General features: G+C 65.6%; 15 protein-coding genes. 8 read left to right on the top strand and 7 right to left on the bottom strand.

Going from position 1 to position 17,149, the window contains the following annotated elements; genetic code table 11:
- The first annotated feature begins 21 nt into the window (after window positions 1-21).
- Window positions 22-192 (top strand): hypothetical protein, encoded by a 171-nt coding sequence (locus ACWA1Q_RS03245; RefSeq protein WP_463759483.1) that lies wholly within the window; start codon window positions 22-24, stop codon window positions 190-192.
- A gap of 4 nt (window positions 193-196) precedes the next feature.
- On the opposite strand, the gene ACWA1Q_RS03240 is transcribed toward ACWA1Q_RS03245, so the two are convergent.
- Entirely contained in the window at window positions 197-997 is an 801-nt protein-coding gene (locus tag ACWA1Q_RS03240; RefSeq protein ID WP_463759481.1) for a TrmH family RNA methyltransferase, read from the bottom strand.
- 159 nt (window positions 998-1,156) lie between these two features.
- Between ACWA1Q_RS03240 and ACWA1Q_RS03235 the strand changes: the two genes are divergently transcribed.
- From ACWA1Q_RS03235 to ACWA1Q_RS03225, 3 genes are all read left to right on the top strand, one after another.
- The gene (locus ACWA1Q_RS03235) at window positions 1,157-2,827 is read left to right on the top strand and encodes a thiamine pyrophosphate-binding protein (protein ID WP_463759479.1); all 1,671 of its coding nucleotides are present in this window, start codon (window positions 1,157-1,159) and stop codon (window positions 2,825-2,827) included.
- A gap of 82 nt (window positions 2,828-2,909) precedes the next feature.
- A complete protein-coding gene (gene hpaH / locus ACWA1Q_RS03230) occupies window positions 2,910-3,695 on the top strand; it encodes a 2-oxo-hept-4-ene-1,7-dioate hydratase (protein ID WP_463759478.1) in 786 nt (261 codons plus the stop codon).
- Window positions 3,680-4,486 (top strand): HpcH/HpaI aldolase family protein, encoded by an 807-nt coding sequence (locus tag ACWA1Q_RS03225; RefSeq protein WP_463759476.1) that lies wholly within the window; start codon window positions 3,680-3,682, stop codon window positions 4,484-4,486. The genes hpaH and ACWA1Q_RS03225 overlap by 16 nt, the downstream gene beginning before the upstream one ends.
- Before the next feature lie 76 nt (window positions 4,487-4,562).
- On the opposite strand, the gene ACWA1Q_RS03220 is transcribed toward ACWA1Q_RS03225, so the two are convergent.
- The gene (locus ACWA1Q_RS03220) at window positions 4,563-5,936 is read right to left on the bottom strand and encodes an MFS transporter (RefSeq protein WP_463759474.1); all 1,374 of its coding nucleotides are present in this window, start codon (window positions 5,934-5,936) and stop codon (window positions 4,563-4,565) included.
- Between the two features lie 179 nt (window positions 5,937-6,115).
- Here ACWA1Q_RS03220 and ACWA1Q_RS03215 point away from each other — a divergent pair, with 179 nt between their 5' ends.
- The 4 genes from ACWA1Q_RS03215 to hpaD are packed head-to-tail and all read left to right on the top strand — an operon-like array spanning window position 6,116 to window position 10,981.
- Window positions 6,116-7,576 carry a fumarylacetoacetate hydrolase family protein gene (locus ACWA1Q_RS03215; RefSeq protein ID WP_463759473.1) on the top strand — a complete coding sequence of 487 codons (1,461 nt, stop codon included), beginning with the start codon at window positions 6,116-6,118 and terminating at the stop codon, window positions 7,574-7,576.
- Window positions 7,573-8,256 carry a GntR family transcriptional regulator gene (locus ACWA1Q_RS03210; RefSeq protein WP_463759471.1) on the top strand — a complete coding sequence of 228 codons (684 nt, stop codon included), beginning with the start codon at window positions 7,573-7,575 and terminating at the stop codon, window positions 8,254-8,256. The genes ACWA1Q_RS03215 and ACWA1Q_RS03210 overlap by 4 nt, the downstream gene beginning before the upstream one ends.
- Before the next feature lie 19 nt (window positions 8,257-8,275).
- Window positions 8,276-9,808 carry a 5-carboxymethyl-2-hydroxymuconate semialdehyde dehydrogenase gene (hpaE, locus tag ACWA1Q_RS03205; RefSeq protein WP_463759470.1) on the top strand — a complete coding sequence of 511 codons (1,533 nt, stop codon included), beginning with the start codon at window positions 8,276-8,278 and terminating at the stop codon, window positions 9,806-9,808.
- Between the two features lie 48 nt (window positions 9,809-9,856).
- The gene (hpaD, locus tag ACWA1Q_RS03200) at window positions 9,857-10,981 is read left to right on the top strand and encodes a 3,4-dihydroxyphenylacetate 2,3-dioxygenase (protein WP_463759468.1); all 1,125 of its coding nucleotides are present in this window, start codon (window positions 9,857-9,859) and stop codon (window positions 10,979-10,981) included.
- Between the two features lie 167 nt (window positions 10,982-11,148).
- Here hpaD and ACWA1Q_RS03195 read toward each other — a convergent pair whose 3' ends face one another.
- The 5 genes from ACWA1Q_RS03195 to ACWA1Q_RS03175 all read right to left on the bottom strand — a co-directional run bounded on the left by ACWA1Q_RS03195 (window position 11,149) and on the right by ACWA1Q_RS03175 (window position 17,143).
- Entirely contained in the window at window positions 11,149-11,751 is a 603-nt protein-coding gene (locus ACWA1Q_RS03195; protein WP_463759467.1) for an isochorismatase family protein, read from the bottom strand.
- Between the two features lie 84 nt (window positions 11,752-11,835).
- On the bottom strand, window positions 11,836-13,347 hold the full coding sequence (gene dacB / locus ACWA1Q_RS03190) for a D-alanyl-D-alanine carboxypeptidase/D-alanyl-D-alanine endopeptidase (protein WP_463759465.1): 1,512 nt from the start codon (window positions 13,345-13,347) through the stop codon (window positions 11,836-11,838).
- A 39-nt stretch (window positions 13,348-13,386) separates the two neighbouring features.
- The gene (locus ACWA1Q_RS03185) at window positions 13,387-15,318 is read right to left on the bottom strand and encodes a glycoside hydrolase family 127 protein (RefSeq protein WP_463759463.1); all 1,932 of its coding nucleotides are present in this window, start codon (window positions 15,316-15,318) and stop codon (window positions 13,387-13,389) included.
- A 2-nt stretch (window positions 15,319-15,320) separates the two neighbouring features.
- Complete coding sequence (locus ACWA1Q_RS03180) at window positions 15,321-16,232, bottom strand: carbohydrate ABC transporter permease (RefSeq protein WP_463759461.1); 912 nt, start codon at window positions 16,230-16,232, stop codon at window positions 15,321-15,323.
- 2 nt (window positions 16,233-16,234) lie between these two features.
- A complete protein-coding gene (locus tag ACWA1Q_RS03175) occupies window positions 16,235-17,143 on the bottom strand; it encodes a carbohydrate ABC transporter permease (RefSeq protein WP_463759460.1) in 909 nt (302 codons plus the stop codon).
- Between the last annotated feature and the right edge of the window lie 6 nt (window positions 17,144-17,149).

The raw sequence follows: 17,149 nt of genomic DNA, 5'->3' as shown, positions 1-17,149 counted from the left end.
TCACGGTGCTAGGGTCACGTCATGGCTGAGAAATCCCATCAAGAGAACCGTCACGACCAGCTGACGAGCGCGCCGGAGTCCACCGAAGCAGACGCCGCTCCCCGCATCGAGGTCAGCGAGGGCGAGAGCGGTGCGACGCGCGTCGACATCCGTGACGATGCTGAGGTCCGGCCGAGCGACCCGACGGACTAATCCTCTAACTCCCCAGTGCCCACATGGCGACGGCGCTGGCCGCCGCGACGTTGAGTGAGTCGATGCCATGCTTCATCGGGATCTTCACCACGCTGTCGGATGCCGCGATCGCGGCATCCGTGAGCCCGTCACCCTCCGCACCCAGCACGAGGGCGAGCCGTTCGTGGTCGGCGCTGTTCACGTCACGCAAACTGACGGCATCCGGGGTGAGGGCGAGCGCGGCGACGTGGAATCCGTGGCGGGTGAGAAGTTCACGGGTCTCGTCCCAGTCGCCGACGCGTGTCCACGGCACCTGCAGCGCGGTGCCCATCGAGACACGGATCGACCGGCGATAGAACGGGTCGGAGCAGCGGGGCGTGACCAGGATGGCATCGGCCCCGATCGCCCCGGCTGACCGGAAGATCGCGCCGACGTTGGTCGGGTCCGCGACGTCCTCGAGGATGACCACGCGGCGAGCGCCGGCCAGGAGCTCGTCCGGGTCGGGCAGCGGCGGACGGTGCATCGATGCGATGAGTCCGCGGTGCAGCACGTACCCGGTGAGTTCGGCGAGCAGGTCGCCCGGTCCGACGAACACGGGAACCTCGATGTCGCCGAGCAGGTCGAGCGCGTCATCGACGGTGGCCCCGAGCGCGAGGACCGAGCGCGGCCGGTGTCCGGCGCGCAGGGCCCGCTCAAAGACGAGGAGCGACTCCGCGAGGTACAGCCCGTGCTCGGTACCGCGAGCCTTCTTCAGGGCGACGTCGGTGGCGTGGGCATAGTCCGCGAGCCGCGGATCAGCCAGGTCGGAGATCTCGAGAACGGGCACCGGGGAAGTTTACCGAGCGAAAACTCCGGATACGGCGCTAGACTTCCCCCGTCAACAGCACGACGCTGGTGCGCTCGGAAAAGGGGCGCTGGACGATCCGACGGCGGGTCGCGAGACATATACGGATTCCATCTCCCTATATGCACTCGAAGGATCACCATGACCACCGTTGTCGCCCGTATTGCCGACGCTCTCGCACCCTCCGTATCCCACGCTTTCGGCGTGATGGGCAACGGAAACGCCCATGTCATCGACGCCCTCAGCCGTACTTCCGTGAGCTATACCGCCGTGCGCCACGAGGTCGCGACGGTCGCAGCGGCTGACGCGTTCTTTCGCGCGAGCGGCAGGCTCGCCCTCGCCACCGCCACCTACGGCGCCGGTTTCACCAACACCATCACCGCCCTGGCGGAGTCGGTTCAGGCGGCGATCCCCCTCGTCCTTCTCGTCGGCGACGCCCCCACCACCGGCGCACGACCGTGGGACATCGACCAGCGCGCGCTCGCGGCATCGGTCGGTGCCCCCACCTTCACCGTGGGTCGCGCGGATGCCGGTCGGGTCACGATCGCTGCGCTCAGTCACGCGCTCACCCGCCGCACTGCGGTCGTGCTCGCATTGCCATACGACCTCGCGACAGCCGAGGCGGAGGACGAAGGAACTCTCCCTGAGCCCACGCGTGCGGAGCGGATGCAGCCGGGCCGATCGGCGATCGCGGCCGCGGCATCCGCTCTGTCCCGTGCCGAGCGACCGGTGATTCTTGCCGGCCGTGGCGCGTGGCTCGCCGGCGCAGGCGCTCTGCTTAGCCGTCTCGCCGACGCGACCGGTGCCCTCACGGCGACGACGGCGCTCGGCCGCTCACTGTTCGAGCGTTCCGAGTTCAACCTCGGTGTCGTCGGCGGGTTCGGGCAGGACGCTGCCATGGAACTGATCGGCCAGGCCGACGTCGTGCTCGTCGCCGGCGCTGGGCTCAACCAGTTCAGCACCCGATTCGGCACCCTGTTCGCGCCGGACGCGACAGTGATCCGCATCGACGACCGCACCCCTGAGGCACACCCGGCGGTCACGATCCCGGTGCACGGTGACGTTGCCCTCGCCGCCAACGCCCTGCTCGGCGCCCTTCCGCCCACTGGCAACAACAACCCCGGCTGGCGTGAGACGCTGACGGCGGATGCGGCCCGGTTCCGTACCCGGGAGGACGGCGTCGGCATCTGCGACGACGGCCGCCTGGACCCACGCAGCGTCGCCCAGCACCTTGCCTCCATCCTTCCGAACGACCGTGTCGCGGTCTCGGACGGCGGGCACTTCCTCGGCTGGTCGAACACCTACTGGGATACCGCCTCCCCCAACCGCTGGCTGATGGTCGGCACCGCATTCCAGACCATCGGGCTCGGATTCGGCAGCGCCGTCGGCGCCGCGGCTGCCCTTCCGGGTTCCACCGTCGTACTCTCCACCGGGGACGGCGGCGGGCTGATGGCGCTTGCTGACCTCGACACCGTCATTCGCACGACCCGAAAAGGCGTCATTGTGGTCTGGAACGACGCCGCCTACGGCGCCGAAGTCCACGTCTACGGGCGGATGGGAATCGGCACAGGACCCATGCTCATCGACGAAGCCGACTTCGCCGGGATCGCGCGATCCCTCGGCGGCCGAGCCGACGTCATCCGTTGTCTCGACGATTTCGCCGGGTTCGAGGCGTGGCTGGCTTCAGGAGAAGACGGTGTGTACCTGCTCGACTGCCGCATCTCCCCGACGGTCGTTGCCCCGTACCAGGAGGAGATCTTCGACCACGCGATGGAGCGCTGTCGCAGGGAATCGGTTCGCCCGGGGCGGTGAGGGTCCGATATGGTTCGTATACGATCATCGGTGATCTCCCGGGCCTGCCCCGGAGGGATCCACATCCCGAAAGGCCTGGCGCATGCTTGAAAAATCCATCATCGACGGTATCGCCAACGATCTCTACGACGCGGAGCAGTCGCGATCGACGATCCCCCGGCTCACCGCCCGGTATCCCGACATGACCGTCGAGGATTCCTACGCTGTGCAGAACGTGTGGAAAGAACGCGGCCTCGCCGCCGGGCGCCGACTGGTGGGGCGCAAGATCGGCCTCACGTCGAAGGTTATGCAGGTCGCGACCGGTATCACGGAACCGGACTACGGCATCATCTTCGACGACATGGTCTACGAGAACGGTGCGGTGATTCCCCACGACACATTCTCGAACGTACGCATCGAAGTGGAACTCGCGTTTGTGCTCGGCAAAGACCTGTCCGGACCGAACTGCACCCTCTTCGACGTGCTCGATGCAACCGACTACGTGATCCCGGCCCTCGAAATCCTCGACTCTCGAATCGAAATGCAGGGCCGCACGATCGTCGACACCATCTCCGACAATGCCGCAATGGGCGGCATGGTGATGGGCGGCAACCCCGTGCGAATCGGTGACGTCGACCTACGCTGGGTCTCCGCCCTGCTGTACCGCAACGAAACCATTGAGGAGTCCGGCGTCGCTGCCGCTGTGCTCAATCACCCCGCAGCGGGAGTGTACTGGCTCGCCAACAAGCTCGCCCAGCACGGCACGAGCCTCCGGGCTGGCGAAATCATCCTCGCCGGGTCGTTCACTCGTCCGATGTGGGTCGAAAAGGGCGACTCCGTCCACGCCGACTACGGGCAGTTGGGATCCATCACATGCCGCTTCAGCTAGCTCCCACCTTCCGCGACGATCTGGCCGGCTCCGACCGTCCGCTCGTCGGCATGTGGGTCTGCTCAGGCAGCCCCCTCATCGCCGAGATCTGCGCCGGGTCCGGCCTCGACTGGCTTCTCATCGACGGCGAGCACAGCCCGATCGGTCTCGAGTCCATCCTCGCCCAGCTGCAGGCCGTCGCCGGCTACCCGATCACGCCGCTCGTCCGTGCGCCGTCTGGCGATACTGTGCTGATCAAACAGTTCCTCGACCTCGGCGTGCAGAACCTGCTCGTTCCGATGGTCAACACGCGCGAGGAGGCTCGCCACGTGGTCTCCGCCGTCCGGTACCCACCGCGCGGGGTCCGCGGCGTCGGCAGCGCCCTCGCACGCGCCGCCCGGTGGAACCGCGTCGACGATTACCTCGGCCGTGCCGACGAGTACGTCTCGCTCTTCGTCCAGATCGAAACGGCGGATGCCGTGGCGAACGCTGCCGAGATCGCAAGCGTCGACGGTGTCGACGGTGCGTTCGTGGGACCATCCGACCTTGCGGCGTCCATGGGCTTGCTGGGGCAACAGGAGCACCCTGACGTCGTCGCCGCTGTCGAAAGCGCCATCCGCGTCGTCGTCGAGGCCGGAAAACCGGTGGGCGTCAACGCCTTCAACCCGCGGATGGCTGAACGCTACCTCGCCGCGGGAGCGACGTTCGTCCTCGTCGGAGCAGACGTTGCCCTGCTCGCCCGCAGCTCAGAGGCACTCGCGGCGCAGTACATTCCCGCGTCGACCGAGGGCTCTCCGCGCGCCAGTTACTGACCGCGCCAGTTACTGACACTGCGGCACACCAGAAGGGAGGGGCAGCCGCGCGGCTGCCCCTCCCTTCTCGTATGGATCAGACGGTGGCCTTCGACCCGTGGAAGTGCCCGACTTCCTGCGTGGCCTCGTGATCGTGGCCGAGCGGGATGCCCGTGCGGTCTCGCAGGATCAGGGTCGCGGCAAAAGCGACGACGGTGACGCCGGCGATGTAGAACGCGACCGAGATGGACTGCCCGGTCGTCTGTACGAGGTAGGTCGCGATGGTCGGCGCGAACGCGCCACCGAGGATTGCACCGATCGCGTAGGTGATCGACACCCCGGAGTATCGGATCGACGCCGGGAACAGTTCCGCGAAGTACGCCGCCTGCTGCCCGTAGGTGAACCCATTGCCGATCGTGAAAAGTGACAGCCCGAGGAACAACAGCCACACGTTGCCGGTGTTGACGAGCGGGAACAGCATGAACACCGTGATCAGCTGAACGATCCAGCCGATGATGTAGGTGTTGCGTCGTCCGATCCGGTCGGAGAGACCACCGGCAATCCAGGTCATGATCAGCCACACGACTGCGGACCCCGAGACCGCGAGGAGCACGGGAGTGCGCTCGAGGCCCACGAAGCCGTTGGGGTCGGTCGCGTAGTTCTGGATGTAGCCGCCGGTCGTCATGTAGCCGGCGGCGTTGTTGCCGGCGAAGGTCAGGGCGGCGAGGATCACGAGGAGCCAGTGCTTCCTGAAGAGCTGCACCGCAGGCATCCGTGACTGTTCCTTGCGGGCAGCGATCTCCTGGAAGACGGGGCTCTCATCGATCGTGCGACGCACGACCATGCCGACGACGACGAGCACAACGCTGAGCAGGAACGGCACGCGCCAGCCCCACTCGAGGAACGCGTCACCGGGAGAAATCACGCCGGTCATCAGCGCGAGCGTTCCGGATGCCAGGAGCAGACCGATCGGCACGCCGATTTGCGGGAACGAACCGGCGCGACCGCGGCGGTCACTGGGCGCGGTCTCGACAGCCATGAGCACGGCGCCGCCCCACTCGCCACCCGTCGACAGTCCCTGCAGGATCCGGAGAAGAACGAGCATGATCGGCGCAGCGATGCCGATCTGCTGGTAGGTCGGCAGCAGACCGATGATCGTGGTCGCCGCCCCCATCAGGATGAGGGTGATGACGAGCATGGCCTTGCGCCCGACCTTGTCGCCGTAGTGACCGGCGAGGAAGGCGCCGAGGGGGCGGAACAGGAAGCTCACTCCGACGGAACCGAACGACAGCAGGATCGCGATCTGCGGCCCCGCCGGCTCGAAGAACAGCGTCGCGAAGACAAGGCCCGCCGCACTCGCGTAGAGGAAAAAATCGTACCACTCGATGGTGGTCCCGATCACGGTGGCGAGGGCCACCTTGCGTCGTTCGGCCGCCGTTCGCGGGTCGACTTGCCTGGGTTCTGTAGACATCGCTGAATGACTCCTTCGTCATGAATTCGCGCGGATTGGCGGGGTAAATACCCCCACTCCGGGATGATAGACCATATCGTATATCTTTGTAAGGGCTGATATCTGACCTGTTGCAATCCCGCCTTGATTGTATATGATTTGTTATACCGAGCTCGGTTCCACTTCAGACAAGGATGTCGATGACTTCTCCAGCCAGCCCGCTTCCCGGCAAGATTGTCGCCGTGCACCTCAACTATCGGTCGCGCGCCGAGCAGCGAGGACGCATCCCCTCCTTCCCGTCGTACTTCTTCAAGCCGTCGTCATCGATCGCCACGACGGGCGGCGAGCTCGAGCGGCCCGCCGGTACCGAGCTTCTGGCCTTCGAGGGTGAGATCGCGTTGATCATCGGTGAGACCGTCCGCAGGATCTCGCCCGAGCAGGGCTGGGCAGCGATCAGCGGAGTCACCGCCGCCAACGACTTCGGCCTCTACGACCTGCGCACGGCTGACAAGGGTTCGAACGTCCGCTCCAAGGGTGGTGACGGGTTCACCCCGCTCGGCCCTGAGATCCTCCCCGCCGATTCGGTCGACCCTGGTGCCCTCCGCGTGCGCACCTGGCTCAACGGGGTTCTCGTACAGGAGGACACCACCGATGGGCTGCTGTTCCCCTTCGGCCAGCTCGTCGCCGATCTCTCGCAGCTCATGACGCTCGACAAGGGCGATGTCATCCTGACCGGAACCCCGGCCGGGTCATCCGTCGCCCAGCCCGGTGACGTCGTCGAGGTCGAAGTGGATTACCCGAGCGGCGAAGGCTCACCGACGACGGGACGCCTCGTCACGACGATCACGCAGGGTACGGATGCCTTCGGCGATTTCGGGACCCGCCCAAGCGTCGACGACAAACAGCGTGAAGAAGCATGGGGAAGCCGCGAGGAAGCGGGGCTGGCACCGAATCCGGTGTTCGACCTCACCGACGAGCTCAAGGACCAGATCAACTCGGTGGGTACGGCGACGCTGAGCTCGCAGTTGCGCAAGCGCGGCCTCAACAATGTGTCCATCGACGGGCTGCAGTCCACGAAACCGGGCGTCCGCCTCGTCGGACGCGCCCGCACGCTCCGCTACATCCCGAACCGCGAGGATCTCTTCGCGTCGCACGGTGGTGGGTACAACGCGCAGAAACGCGCCTTCGACTCCCTCGGCCCCGGCGACGTCCTCGTTATGGAAGCTCGCGGCGAGCGTGGAACCGGCACCGTCGGCGACATTCTTGCGTTGCGCGCGCAGGTGCGTGGTGCTGCCGGAATCGTCACCGACGGTGGCGTGCGGGATCTCGCGGCCGTCGCTGCCCTCGACATGCCGACCTATTCCGCCGGCGGGCACCCCGCCGTGCTCGGCCGCCGCCACGTTCCCTGGGACATCGACATCACCGTTGCCTGCGGCGGCACCTCCGTCCAGCCCGGCGACGTCATCGTGGGTGACGACGACGGGTTGATCGTGATCCCTCCAGCCCTCGTCGAGGAGGTCGTCCGCGACTCGATCGAGCAGGAGCAGGAGGAGACGTTCATCGCAGAACAGGTCGCTCACGGCGAAGGCGTCGACGGGCTCTACCCGATGAATGCAGACTGGAAATCCCGATACGCCGACTGGAAGGCATCCCGCGAATGAGCGTCGCCCCCGCTACCCGCAGCAAGTCCGAACTCTCCTACATCTGGATCCGGGAAAAAATCGAGGGCGGCGCGTTCGTTCCCGGCTACCGCCTCGTTCTCGGTGCGATCGCCAAGGAACTCGACGTCAGCGTCGTTCCCGTCCGTGAGGCCATCCGCAGGCTGGAGGCAGAGGGGCTGGTAACGTTCGAGCGCAACGTCGGTGCCCAGGTCGCCATGCTCAACGAGACCGGGTACGTCACGACGATGCAGACGCTGAGCATCCTCGAGGGTGCCGCGACGATGCTGTCAGCCCCGTTCATCACGGAGGACGACATCGCCGCAGCTCGCGCCGTGAACTCGAGCATGGCGGACTGCCTCGAGAACTTCGACCCGCACCGGTTCACCGAACTCAACCGCGAATTCCACTCGATCCTGTTCGAGCGCTGCCCGAACGACAACCTGCTCGATCTCGTCCACCGCGGCTGGAACTCCCTCAACATGCTGCGGGACTCGACCTTCAGCTTCGTCCCGGGGCGCGCGCACCAGTCGGTTGCCGAGCACGAAGGCATCCTGTCGCTTCTCGAAAACGGCGCAGACAGCCTCGAGATCGAGTTGGCCGCTCGCGCGCACCGCACGCGCACGCTCGATGCGTTCACCGAGTACCAGTCCACCCACAAACGTCCCCCCGTCCAGCCATAACTGCATCGGAGCATCCACCATGGCCCACTACATTCCGGAGAACCTTCCGACCCGCATCCAGCATTACATCGACGGTGAATTCGTCGACAGCATCTCGGGCGACACGTTCGACGTGCTCGACCCGGTGTCGAACAGGAACTACGCCACGGCAGCATCGGGCCAGAGCGAAGACGTCGACCGCGCCGTTGCCGCCGCGAAGCACGCCTTCGAGACAGGCCCATGGCCACGGATGCTCCCCCGCGCCCGGTCACGCATCCTCAACAAGATCGCCGATGCCGTCGAGGCCCAGGACGCGCGACTCGCAGAACTCGAAACGTTCGACACCGGCCTGCCCATTACCCAGGCACTCGGCCAGGCGCAGCGCGCCGCCGAAAACTTCCGGTTCTTCGCCGACCTCATCGTGGCGCAGGCCGACGACCACTACAAGGTTCCCGGCCGCCAGGTCAACTACGTCAACCGCAAGCCCAAGGGTGTCGCGGGCCTGATCACGCCGTGGAACACGCCGTTCATGCTCGAGAGCTGGAAGCTCGCGCCCGCTCTCGCCTCCGGCTGCACCGTCGTGCTCAAGCCCGCGGAGTTCACTCCGCTGTCGGCGAGCCTGTGGGCATCGATCTTCGAGGAGGCCGGGTTGCCGAAGGGCGTGTTCAACCTCGTTCACGGACTCGGTGAGTCCGCGGGCGATACCCTCGTCAAGCACCCGGATGTCCCCCTCATCTCGTTCACCGGCGAGTCGAGCACCGGGCAGACGATCTTCGCCAACTGCGCCCCGCACCTCAAGGGCATGTCGATGGAACTCGGCGGCAAGTCGCCAGCCGTTGTCTTCGCAGACGCCGACCTCGACTCCGCGATCGACTCGACCCTGTTTGGTGTTTTCTCGCTCAACGGCGAGCGCTGCACCGCCGGAAGCCGGATCCTCGTCGAGCGCCCCATCTACGACGAGTTCCTCGAGCGTTATGCCGCGCGGGCGAAGAACATCGTCGTCGGCGACCCGCACGACCCAAAGACCGAGGTTGGAGCGCTCGTCCACCCCGAGCACTACGACAAGGTCATGAGCTACGTCGAAATCGGCAAGAGCGAGGGCCGGCTCCTCGCCGGCGGTGGACGGCCGGAGAATCTTCCTGACGGCAACTACGTCTCCCCGACGGTCTTCGCCGATGTCGCTCCGGATGCCCGGATCTTCCAGGAGGAGATCTTCGGCCCGGTCGTCGCGATCACCCCGTTCGATACCGATGAGGAGGCGCTCGAGTTGGCCAACGGCATCCGTTACGGTCTTGCCGCGTACATCTGGACCTCGGATCTCACGCGGGCGCATACCTTCGCCCAGTCGGTGGAGGCGGGCATGGTGTGGCTGAACTCGCACAACGTGCGCGACCTGCGTACCCCGTTCGGCGGAGTGAAGGCATCCGGACTCGGACACGAGGGCGGCTACCGCTCGATCGACTTCTACACCGATCAGCAGGCCGTGCACATCACCATCGGTGACGTGCACACCGCCCGTTTCGGCGCTAAAGCTCCCGAAGACGTCGCGCCTGTCGTCACCCCCAACCCGTGAGCGCGTCTCACTCCTCTTCACTCGTCTCACTCACGCAAGGAAGCTGACATGGACCACAACCCGAGCCCCAATCCGGAGCCACACGCGAAGATCAACCCGAACCCCAACCCGGTTTCGACCCCGAATGCCACGCCGCCGGACATTCTCCGCTGCGCCTACATGGACATCGTCGTCACCGACCTCGCTGCTTCGCGCGAGTTCTACGTCGACATCCTCGGCCTCGTCGTCACCGAAGAGAACGAGAACGAGATCTACCTGCGCTCGTTCGAGGAGTTCATCCACCACAACCTCGTGCTTCGCAAAGGCGATGTCGCCGCTGTCGCTGCGTTCTCGTACCGCGTGCGCGCTCCCGAAGACCTCGACCGCGCTGTCGAGTTCTACACCGAACTCGGCTGCCGGGTCGATCGCCGGCCCGAAGGCTTCACGAAGGGCATCGGCGACTCCGTTCGGGTCGAGGACCCGCTCGGGTTCCCGTACGAGTTCTTCCACGACGTCGAACACGTCGAGCGCCTGGCCTGGCGTTATGACCTGTACGGGCCCGGCGCTCTCGTCCGTCTCGACCACTTCAACCAGGTCACCCCGGATGTTCCGCGGGCTCGCGGGTACATGGAGGACCTCGGTTTTCGGGTCACCGAGGACATTCAGGACGAGGACGGCGTCACCTACGCCGCATGGATGCGCCGCAAGTCCACCGTGCACGACACGGCGATGACCGGGGGTACCGGGCCGCGGATGCACCACGTCGCGTTCGCGACGCACGAGAAGCACAACATCCTCTACATCTGCGACAAGCTTGGCGCTCTCCGCAAGTCGGACCTGATCGAACGCGGCCCCGGACGCCACGGTGTGTCGAACGCGTTCTACCTGTACCTGCTCGACCCGGACGGCCACCGGGTCGAGATCTACACGCAGGACTACTACACGGGCGACCCAGACAACCCGGTCGTCACGTGGGACGTGCACGACAACCAGCGCCGCGACTGGTGGGGCAATCCCGTCGTTCCGAGCTGGTACACCGAGGCGTCACTCGTGCTCGACCTCGATGGCAACCCGCAGCCTCTCGTCGAGCGCGAGGAGCCGAGTGAGATGGCGGTCACCGTCGGTGCCGACGGGTTTTCCTACACTCGCGAGGGTGACGTCGACAAGGGATTCAAGCTCGGCGACACGCTGTAGCCCGCGATGCGGCATCCGCTCTGTGCTTTCGGGCCGGGCGGATGCCGTTCGTCGTCTCGGCGGAATCGATCAGTCCCGAAGGGCGACCCCCGGTGCCCGCGAACCGCCCTTTCGTACCGATCGATCGCTGCAACGACCCTTTGGGACCGATCTGTGAGCGCTCTGGCTCAGTCTGCGTCGCTCCCGACGAGGACAGCGCCCGCGTGTCCCATCTCGGCGAGTGCCGCATCGCTGGTTTCGCGCGCGACCCCTGCGATGAGGTCCGTGAAGACGCGGACATGCCTGCCGTGTTCGACAGCATCGAGAACGGATGCCCGCACGCAGTAATCGGTGGCGATCCCGGCGACGTCGACCTCGGTCACGCCGTGCGCCTCGAGCACTTCGGTAATGGTTGCACCGTCGGACGCTCCGCCGTCGACGTGCCCGTCGAAGATCGAGTACGCCGGTTCACCCTGGCCCTTCTTCACGTGGAGCGTGATGCGGGACTGGTCGAGCGCGGGGTGGTAGTCGGCTCCCGGAGTACCGGCAACACAGTGCACGGGCCAGGTGTCGAGGAAGTCAGGTTCGTCGCCGAGGGGAGCGAAGTGTCCACCGTTGTCGCCGTCCGGACTGTGCCAGTCGCGCGATGCGATCACGAGGCTGTAGGTGTCTGCCGCCCGCTCGAGATATGAGGTGAGGTGGGTGGCGACGGCGGTTCCCCCGTCGACTCCGAGCGCTCCGCCCTCGGTGAAGTCGTTCTGCACGTCGATGATGAACAGTGCCCTGGTCATGATGCCTCCCGGTGTTGCGATCGCCTTTCAGGCTACCGTCGCGGCTCCCGCGGCGCTGCCCCCGCCGTTTCGCTCCTGCCCGGGTCAGTTGTTCGAGAGATTGCTGCCGCACCGGTAGAACGCCGTGGTCAGCGTGTCGATCGCTGTTCGGGCGTTCCCACTGACATTCCCGGTGGCGAAGATCGCGAAAATCAGCGTCGACCCGTCGGCAGCGTCGATCATCCCGGTCAGTGTGTACGCTGACGAGATCGATCCTGACTTGGCGCGCACCTTCCCACGGGCCACGGCGTTATCGCCGAAGAACCGGTTCGAGTAGTTGAGCGTTCCGGATTCACCGGCGACCGGCAGCCCGTCGCGGACGATACCGAGGTTCCCCTCCCGCGCATTGATCTTCACGAACAGGGCCGTGAGAGACGACGGGGCGACGGCATTGTTACGACTCATACCGGAGCCGTCCGCGATCCGCAGCCCGGACGTATCGATCCCGTAGACCTTGAGCGCCTCCGGAATAGCCGTCGCAAGCGCGTCGATCGTGTTCCCCGCACCGAGGGCGATCGCCACGTGCCTGGCAATCATTTCGGCGAGTGTGTTGTCGGACGGAATGAGGAACTGCGGGATCAGCGTCGACAACGGCTGCGAAGAAACGGATGCCAGTTCGGCTGCTCCCGCAGGCGCCGCTCCTCGTTCGACAGAAACGCCGCCGAAGTACTGCGCGAACGCCGCCCCCGCCCGCCCGACCGGGTCATCGCCGCGTTGCGAGAGGAACACGCGCGGATCCGCCCGGTCCGCGTCAACCTGCAGCGCTGTGATGTGGGAGAGCCATCCGGTTCCACGTTCGGTGGGCGGCCAGGTGTCGCCCCAGGTCGTCCCGCCGAAGTAGTTGGAATCGAGAACGATACGGGTGATCGGGGTGCCGGGGAACCGGGACTCCCACGCAGCTCTCGCCTTGCCGGCGAGATCATCGAGGTGCGCTGCGCCCGTGTAGACCGGCTCCTGGCCGGAGGGCAGGCGGGTCAGGGTGAGGTCTCCCCCGCCGACGAGCACGATCGTGCCAGGCTCGGCACCGGCGACGACTCGCGTTGTCGCCCGGAAGTCCGCTCCGAGCACGTTGAGTGCGGCGGCGGCCGTGAGCACCTTCATCGAACTCGCGGTCTGCGACGCCGTCGCCGGGTCGCGTTCGAACAGCAGTTGCCCGTCGGAGGTGAGGACCTGGGCCTGGAGCTTCCCGAACCGCCCGTCGTCCAGCAGCCAGGCGACCGAACAGGTGCGGAGAGGTGACGCCGCTTGCTCGATCGTCGATACCGGCCGGGGCGGCGGGGTCGTCGGCGTCGGGGTGGTCGTCGGTGTCGCCGCAATGGGTGCAGGCGACGGCGCTGTCGCGGCTCCGAGGGCGACGGCACCGCTTCCGAGCACAGCGAAGGCAGCAACGGATGCCGTGACCAGCCACGCAAAGCGGTGACGGCTCAGAGCGGCCCCGATGCCCCCGCGCCGGTGAGCGGTCGAGTGGCGTGCTCGCGCGCTCGACGCGGTATCCGTCCCGATCGCCGGGCTGGCCGGCCCGCCGCCGCCGGACCCGTCGAGCGTTGCGTTCTGCACGAGTCGATAGTAGCCCGGGCGCTGATTCTTCTGCGGTACTCAACCTCCGGTTGGGATCCAGACCCGCATCACCGATGGGCCACGCTCCGCCCACGAGTGGTACGGCGTCAACTCCGCTGAGAATGCGTCGTCCTTTCCCGCCACCGTGGCGCCGTCGACGTATGGCCATGGCTCGTCCCCGAGCGCACGCACACGGAGCGACACCCGCACCTTGTCACCGGCGTTCACAGGTTCCTGCGAAGCATCGATCTCGAGCCGGCTGAACACGTCGACGCCCCCAGGCACGTCCGTCGATTCAACACAGAAGACTTCCGGTCCCCGCTCCACAGCGACGCTCCCGCGGATCGCGTCGATACGCGAGTCAGGCCTCGTGATTCTGGGGTCGACCGGGATGCTCAGCCTCACCACGTCACCTGCTGTGAACTCACGATCAATTTTCACGTAGCCGGGCTCAGCAGCCTGCTCCTCCACGACTCCCTCGGCAGTTTCGATCGTGACGCGCGTGCCGGCTGCCCATGACGGCACGCGAAAGCTGAGTGTGATCGGGGCATCGGGGGCGTCGACGACGGAGAGCGAAACAGCGCCAGACAGCGGGTAGTCCGTCGAGAGTTCCACTGCGAGCTGACCTGCTGGCAGGGTGGTGGTGATGGTCGCCGCCGCATACTGGTGGATCTGGAGTCCCCGGCCGTCACGGGTGGCGACATACGCAGACAGGCTGGCGAGCGTTCGGGCAACGTTGGGCGGACAGCAGGACACGTCGAACCATGGCGCGCGCACAGACGATGACGCTCGGGGCGAGATCTCGTCATCGGTCGTCACCTCACCGGGTGTGCGTTGATGCAGCGTGTTCGCGTAAAAGAAGGCGTCACCGCGGGCGGACGGCGACGTCGCCACAACGTTGAACAGGGTGCGTTCAATGAGATCGGCGTATCGCGCGTCACTCTCCTGCAGCAACAGTCGCCAGCTGAACATGATGGAGGCGATACCAGCGCACGTTTCGGAGTACGCCCGGTCCGACGGCAACTCCCAGTCATCTCCGAACGCTTCGTCCTGGTGATGTGATCCCTGCCCGCCGGTCAGGTAAGTGCGACGAGCGACGGTGCGCTCCCACTGGCCGCGGAGCGCATCGAGCAGGCCCGTGTCGCCCCGTTCGACAGCGACATCCATCGCCCCCGCGGCGAGGTAGTTGGCCCGAACGGCATGCCCCCGCAACACCGACGCGTCACGCACGGGCACGTCATCCTGAAAGTAGGACCGGCCCCACTCGATATCCGCAAGGGTTCCGTGGCCACGGCGCTCGGTGAAGAGAGCCGCGAGGTCGAGATAGCGCTGCTCACCGGTAAGCCTGCCGAGTTCGGCGAGCCCCACCTCTACCTCGGGGTGCCCGCATACCGACTCGATCCCACCGGGACCGAAGACGTCGCAGATCAGATCGGCGGCGCGACGCGCGATATCGAGAAGGCCGTCATCCGCGCCTGGCGTGGCTCGTTCACGCGCGACCGCCGCCTGAAAGAGGTGGCCGAGGCAGTAGAGCTCGTGGCCCCATTCGAGATCAGACCAGCGCGCGCCCTGGCCCGCTCGACCGAAACGGGTGTTCAGGTAGCCGTCCTTCTCCTGCGCCGCCCGCACCCTCTCGACGACGGCCAGGAACCGCCGCTCGAGCGACTCGTTCCCGCCGACGCGTCCGATCTCCCATGCCACGGCCTCGAGATATTTGTAGACCTCCGAATCAGAGAATTCCCGCCCGCGTCGTCCCGCGGGGAGATCACCGGACGCGGCGAGGTCGAAGTTCCGCAGCCATCCCTCTCGCTCGAGCCAGTGTTCGATGTGGTCGAGGGTGACCGTCCCATTGGTGCGCTGGCGTTCGCCCCAAAAGCCTCCGGTGATTCGCACCTCATCGACACCGAGGGGAACGAGAGCGCCGACGGAGGGAACCACGGGGGCGATGACGGTCTGAGAAGTTGTGTTCATGATTACCCCTTGAAGGCGCCCGACATGAAGCCGCGCACATAGTGACGTTGGAGGATGAGGAAGAGGATGATGCATGGCAGCGCCAGGACGACGACGCCGGCTTCGGTGGCGCCGTAGTCGACAACACCCTGTACCTGCCCACGAAGATTCGACACGGCGAGAGGCAGCGTCATCTTCGCCGAGTCGTTGATGAGGATAAGCGGTGCCATGAAGTCGTTCCACGCGGCCAGGAAGGCAAACAAGCCCACGGTGATCAGTCCCGGTTTGACCGCTGGCACAAGTACTCGCCACAACACCGTCCAGGAGTTGCAGCCGTCGACCATCGCCGCTTCGTCGAGTTCCCTGGGTATCGATTCGAAGGCGATCCGCATCATGAACGTAGAGAACGGGAGTTGGAACATCGTCAGCACCAGCGCGACGCCGACGAGGGAATTCGAAAGCCCAACGGTGTTCAGCAAAACGTAAAGCGGGATCAGGAGTGTTGCGTACGGCACCATCAAAATGGCGATGGTCGCGAGAAAGAGCACGTTCTTTCCCCGGAAGTTGAACCTCGCGAACGCGTAGCCGCCGAACAATGAGATGCCGAGGGTCAACACCACGGTGAGAAGCGAGACGAACAACGAGTTTCCGATGTACTGCAGGATCCCGTCCTGATAGTTGGCGAGGGTCGTGTAGTTGCCGAAGCCCCATCCGTCGGTCTGGTTGGTTCCGGCAAGAGGCGACACGGACGAGACCGTCGTCCATACCAGCGGGTAGAGGAAGATGACCGCCAGCGCCGCGGTGAAAACCCAGAACGGCATCCGGATCGCAATGCCAAGAAAGCTGGTTGTCCCCGGTGTTCTGCGGCGGCCGCGGACCCCGCGACCGTGCGGAGCCGCAGCAGGCGACACGGGTGGTTCGATCGTGGTGGTCATGCTCAATCCTCGACTTTCCTGCTGAACGCGCGGATCTGCACGATGTTGATCACGATCAAGGCGGCAAGCACGATGACCGAGAGAGCACCGGCCACCCCGAGGTTGTTCGGGCCCTGGAATGCGACGCTGTAGATGAGCTGCACAACCGTGATCGTGCTGTTGTCCGGGCCGCCCTTGGTCAGGATGTAGAACTGTTCGAATGCGAGGAGCGACCCGGTCACGCACATCACCGTTGTGAGAGCGAGCGTCGGCTTGAGGAGCGGCAGGGTGATCGTGCGAAAGATCTGCGAACGTGTGGCACCGTCGATCCGTGCTGCTTCGTAAATCTCCTCGGGGATGCCTTGCAGCCCGACAAGCATCAGCAACATGTAGAAACCGGCGAATCGCCAGACGATGAGAAACACCGTCGACCAGAGGGCGGCATCTGGTGTTCCGAGGAAGGTGAATCCCAGCGACCGGGTCAGCTCGGCGAAAGGACCGGCGATCGGCGAATACAGCACATAGAACAGCAAAGACGCCGATGCAAGGCCGAGGGCACTCGGCACGAGGAAGGCGGTGCGAAGGAACCCTTTCCACCTGCTGGACTCCTGAACGAGCAGCGCCAGGCCGAGACCAAGGCCGATGAGAAGAACGGTCGCGATGACCGTGTACTTCACGGTGAAGATGACCGAGTCAAGGAAGAACCGGTTGTCGACCGCTTCGGGGAAGTTTTCCGGAAAGTTCCAGCCCTGGTTCCCGCCGAGCAGAGGCCAGTCGGAGCCGGCCATCTGAAAAACAAGGCCAAGCGGAACAAGGAACAGGACAACCACGAACACGGCGGTCGGCAGGGCGAAGAGCCAGCCGACGAGAGCGTTCGACATTCGCCGCTGACGTCGGGTGCCGAGACGTGCGGCCGAGAGGGTGGTGCTCATTGAAGG

This window comes from Mycetocola sp. TRD_SC_2 (assembly GCF_055361225.1).
This window is presented reverse-complemented; position numbering and strand designations above follow the sequence as displayed.

Coding starts and splice junctions, on each gene's coding strand:
- ACWA1Q_RS03180 (WP_463759461.1), bottom strand. CDS start 16,232: ATGACCACCACGATCGAACCACCCGTGTCGCCTGCTGCGGCTCCGCAC.
- ACWA1Q_RS03185 (WP_463759463.1), bottom strand. CDS start 15,318: ATGAACACAACTTCTCAGACCGTCATCGCCCCCGTGGTTCCCTCCGTC.
- ACWA1Q_RS03175 (WP_463759460.1), bottom strand. CDS start 17,143: ATGAGCACCACCCTCTCGGCCGCACGTCTCGGCACCCGACGTCAGCGG.
- ACWA1Q_RS03235 (WP_463759479.1), top strand. CDS start 1,157: ATGACCACCGTTGTCGCCCGTATTGCCGACGCTCTCGCACCCTCCGTA.
- ACWA1Q_RS03220 (WP_463759474.1), bottom strand. CDS start 5,936: ATGTCTACAGAACCCAGGCAAGTCGACCCGCGAACGGCGGCCGAACGA.
- hpaE (WP_463759470.1), top strand. CDS start 8,276: ATGGCCCACTACATTCCGGAGAACCTTCCGACCCGCATCCAGCATTAC.
- hpaD (WP_463759468.1), top strand. CDS start 9,857: ATGGACCACAACCCGAGCCCCAATCCGGAGCCACACGCGAAGATCAAC.
- ACWA1Q_RS03210 (WP_463759471.1), top strand. CDS start 7,573: ATGAGCGTCGCCCCCGCTACCCGCAGCAAGTCCGAACTCTCCTACATC.
- ACWA1Q_RS03245 (WP_463759483.1), top strand. CDS start 22: ATGGCTGAGAAATCCCATCAAGAGAACCGTCACGACCAGCTGACGAGC.
- ACWA1Q_RS03215 (WP_463759473.1), top strand. CDS start 6,116: ATGACTTCTCCAGCCAGCCCGCTTCCCGGCAAGATTGTCGCCGTGCAC.
- ACWA1Q_RS03195 (WP_463759467.1), bottom strand. CDS start 11,751: ATGACCAGGGCACTGTTCATCATCGACGTGCAGAACGACTTCACCGAG.
- ACWA1Q_RS03225 (WP_463759476.1), top strand. CDS start 3,680: ATGCCGCTTCAGCTAGCTCCCACCTTCCGCGACGATCTGGCCGGCTCC.
- hpaH (WP_463759478.1), top strand. CDS start 2,910: ATGCTTGAAAAATCCATCATCGACGGTATCGCCAACGATCTCTACGAC.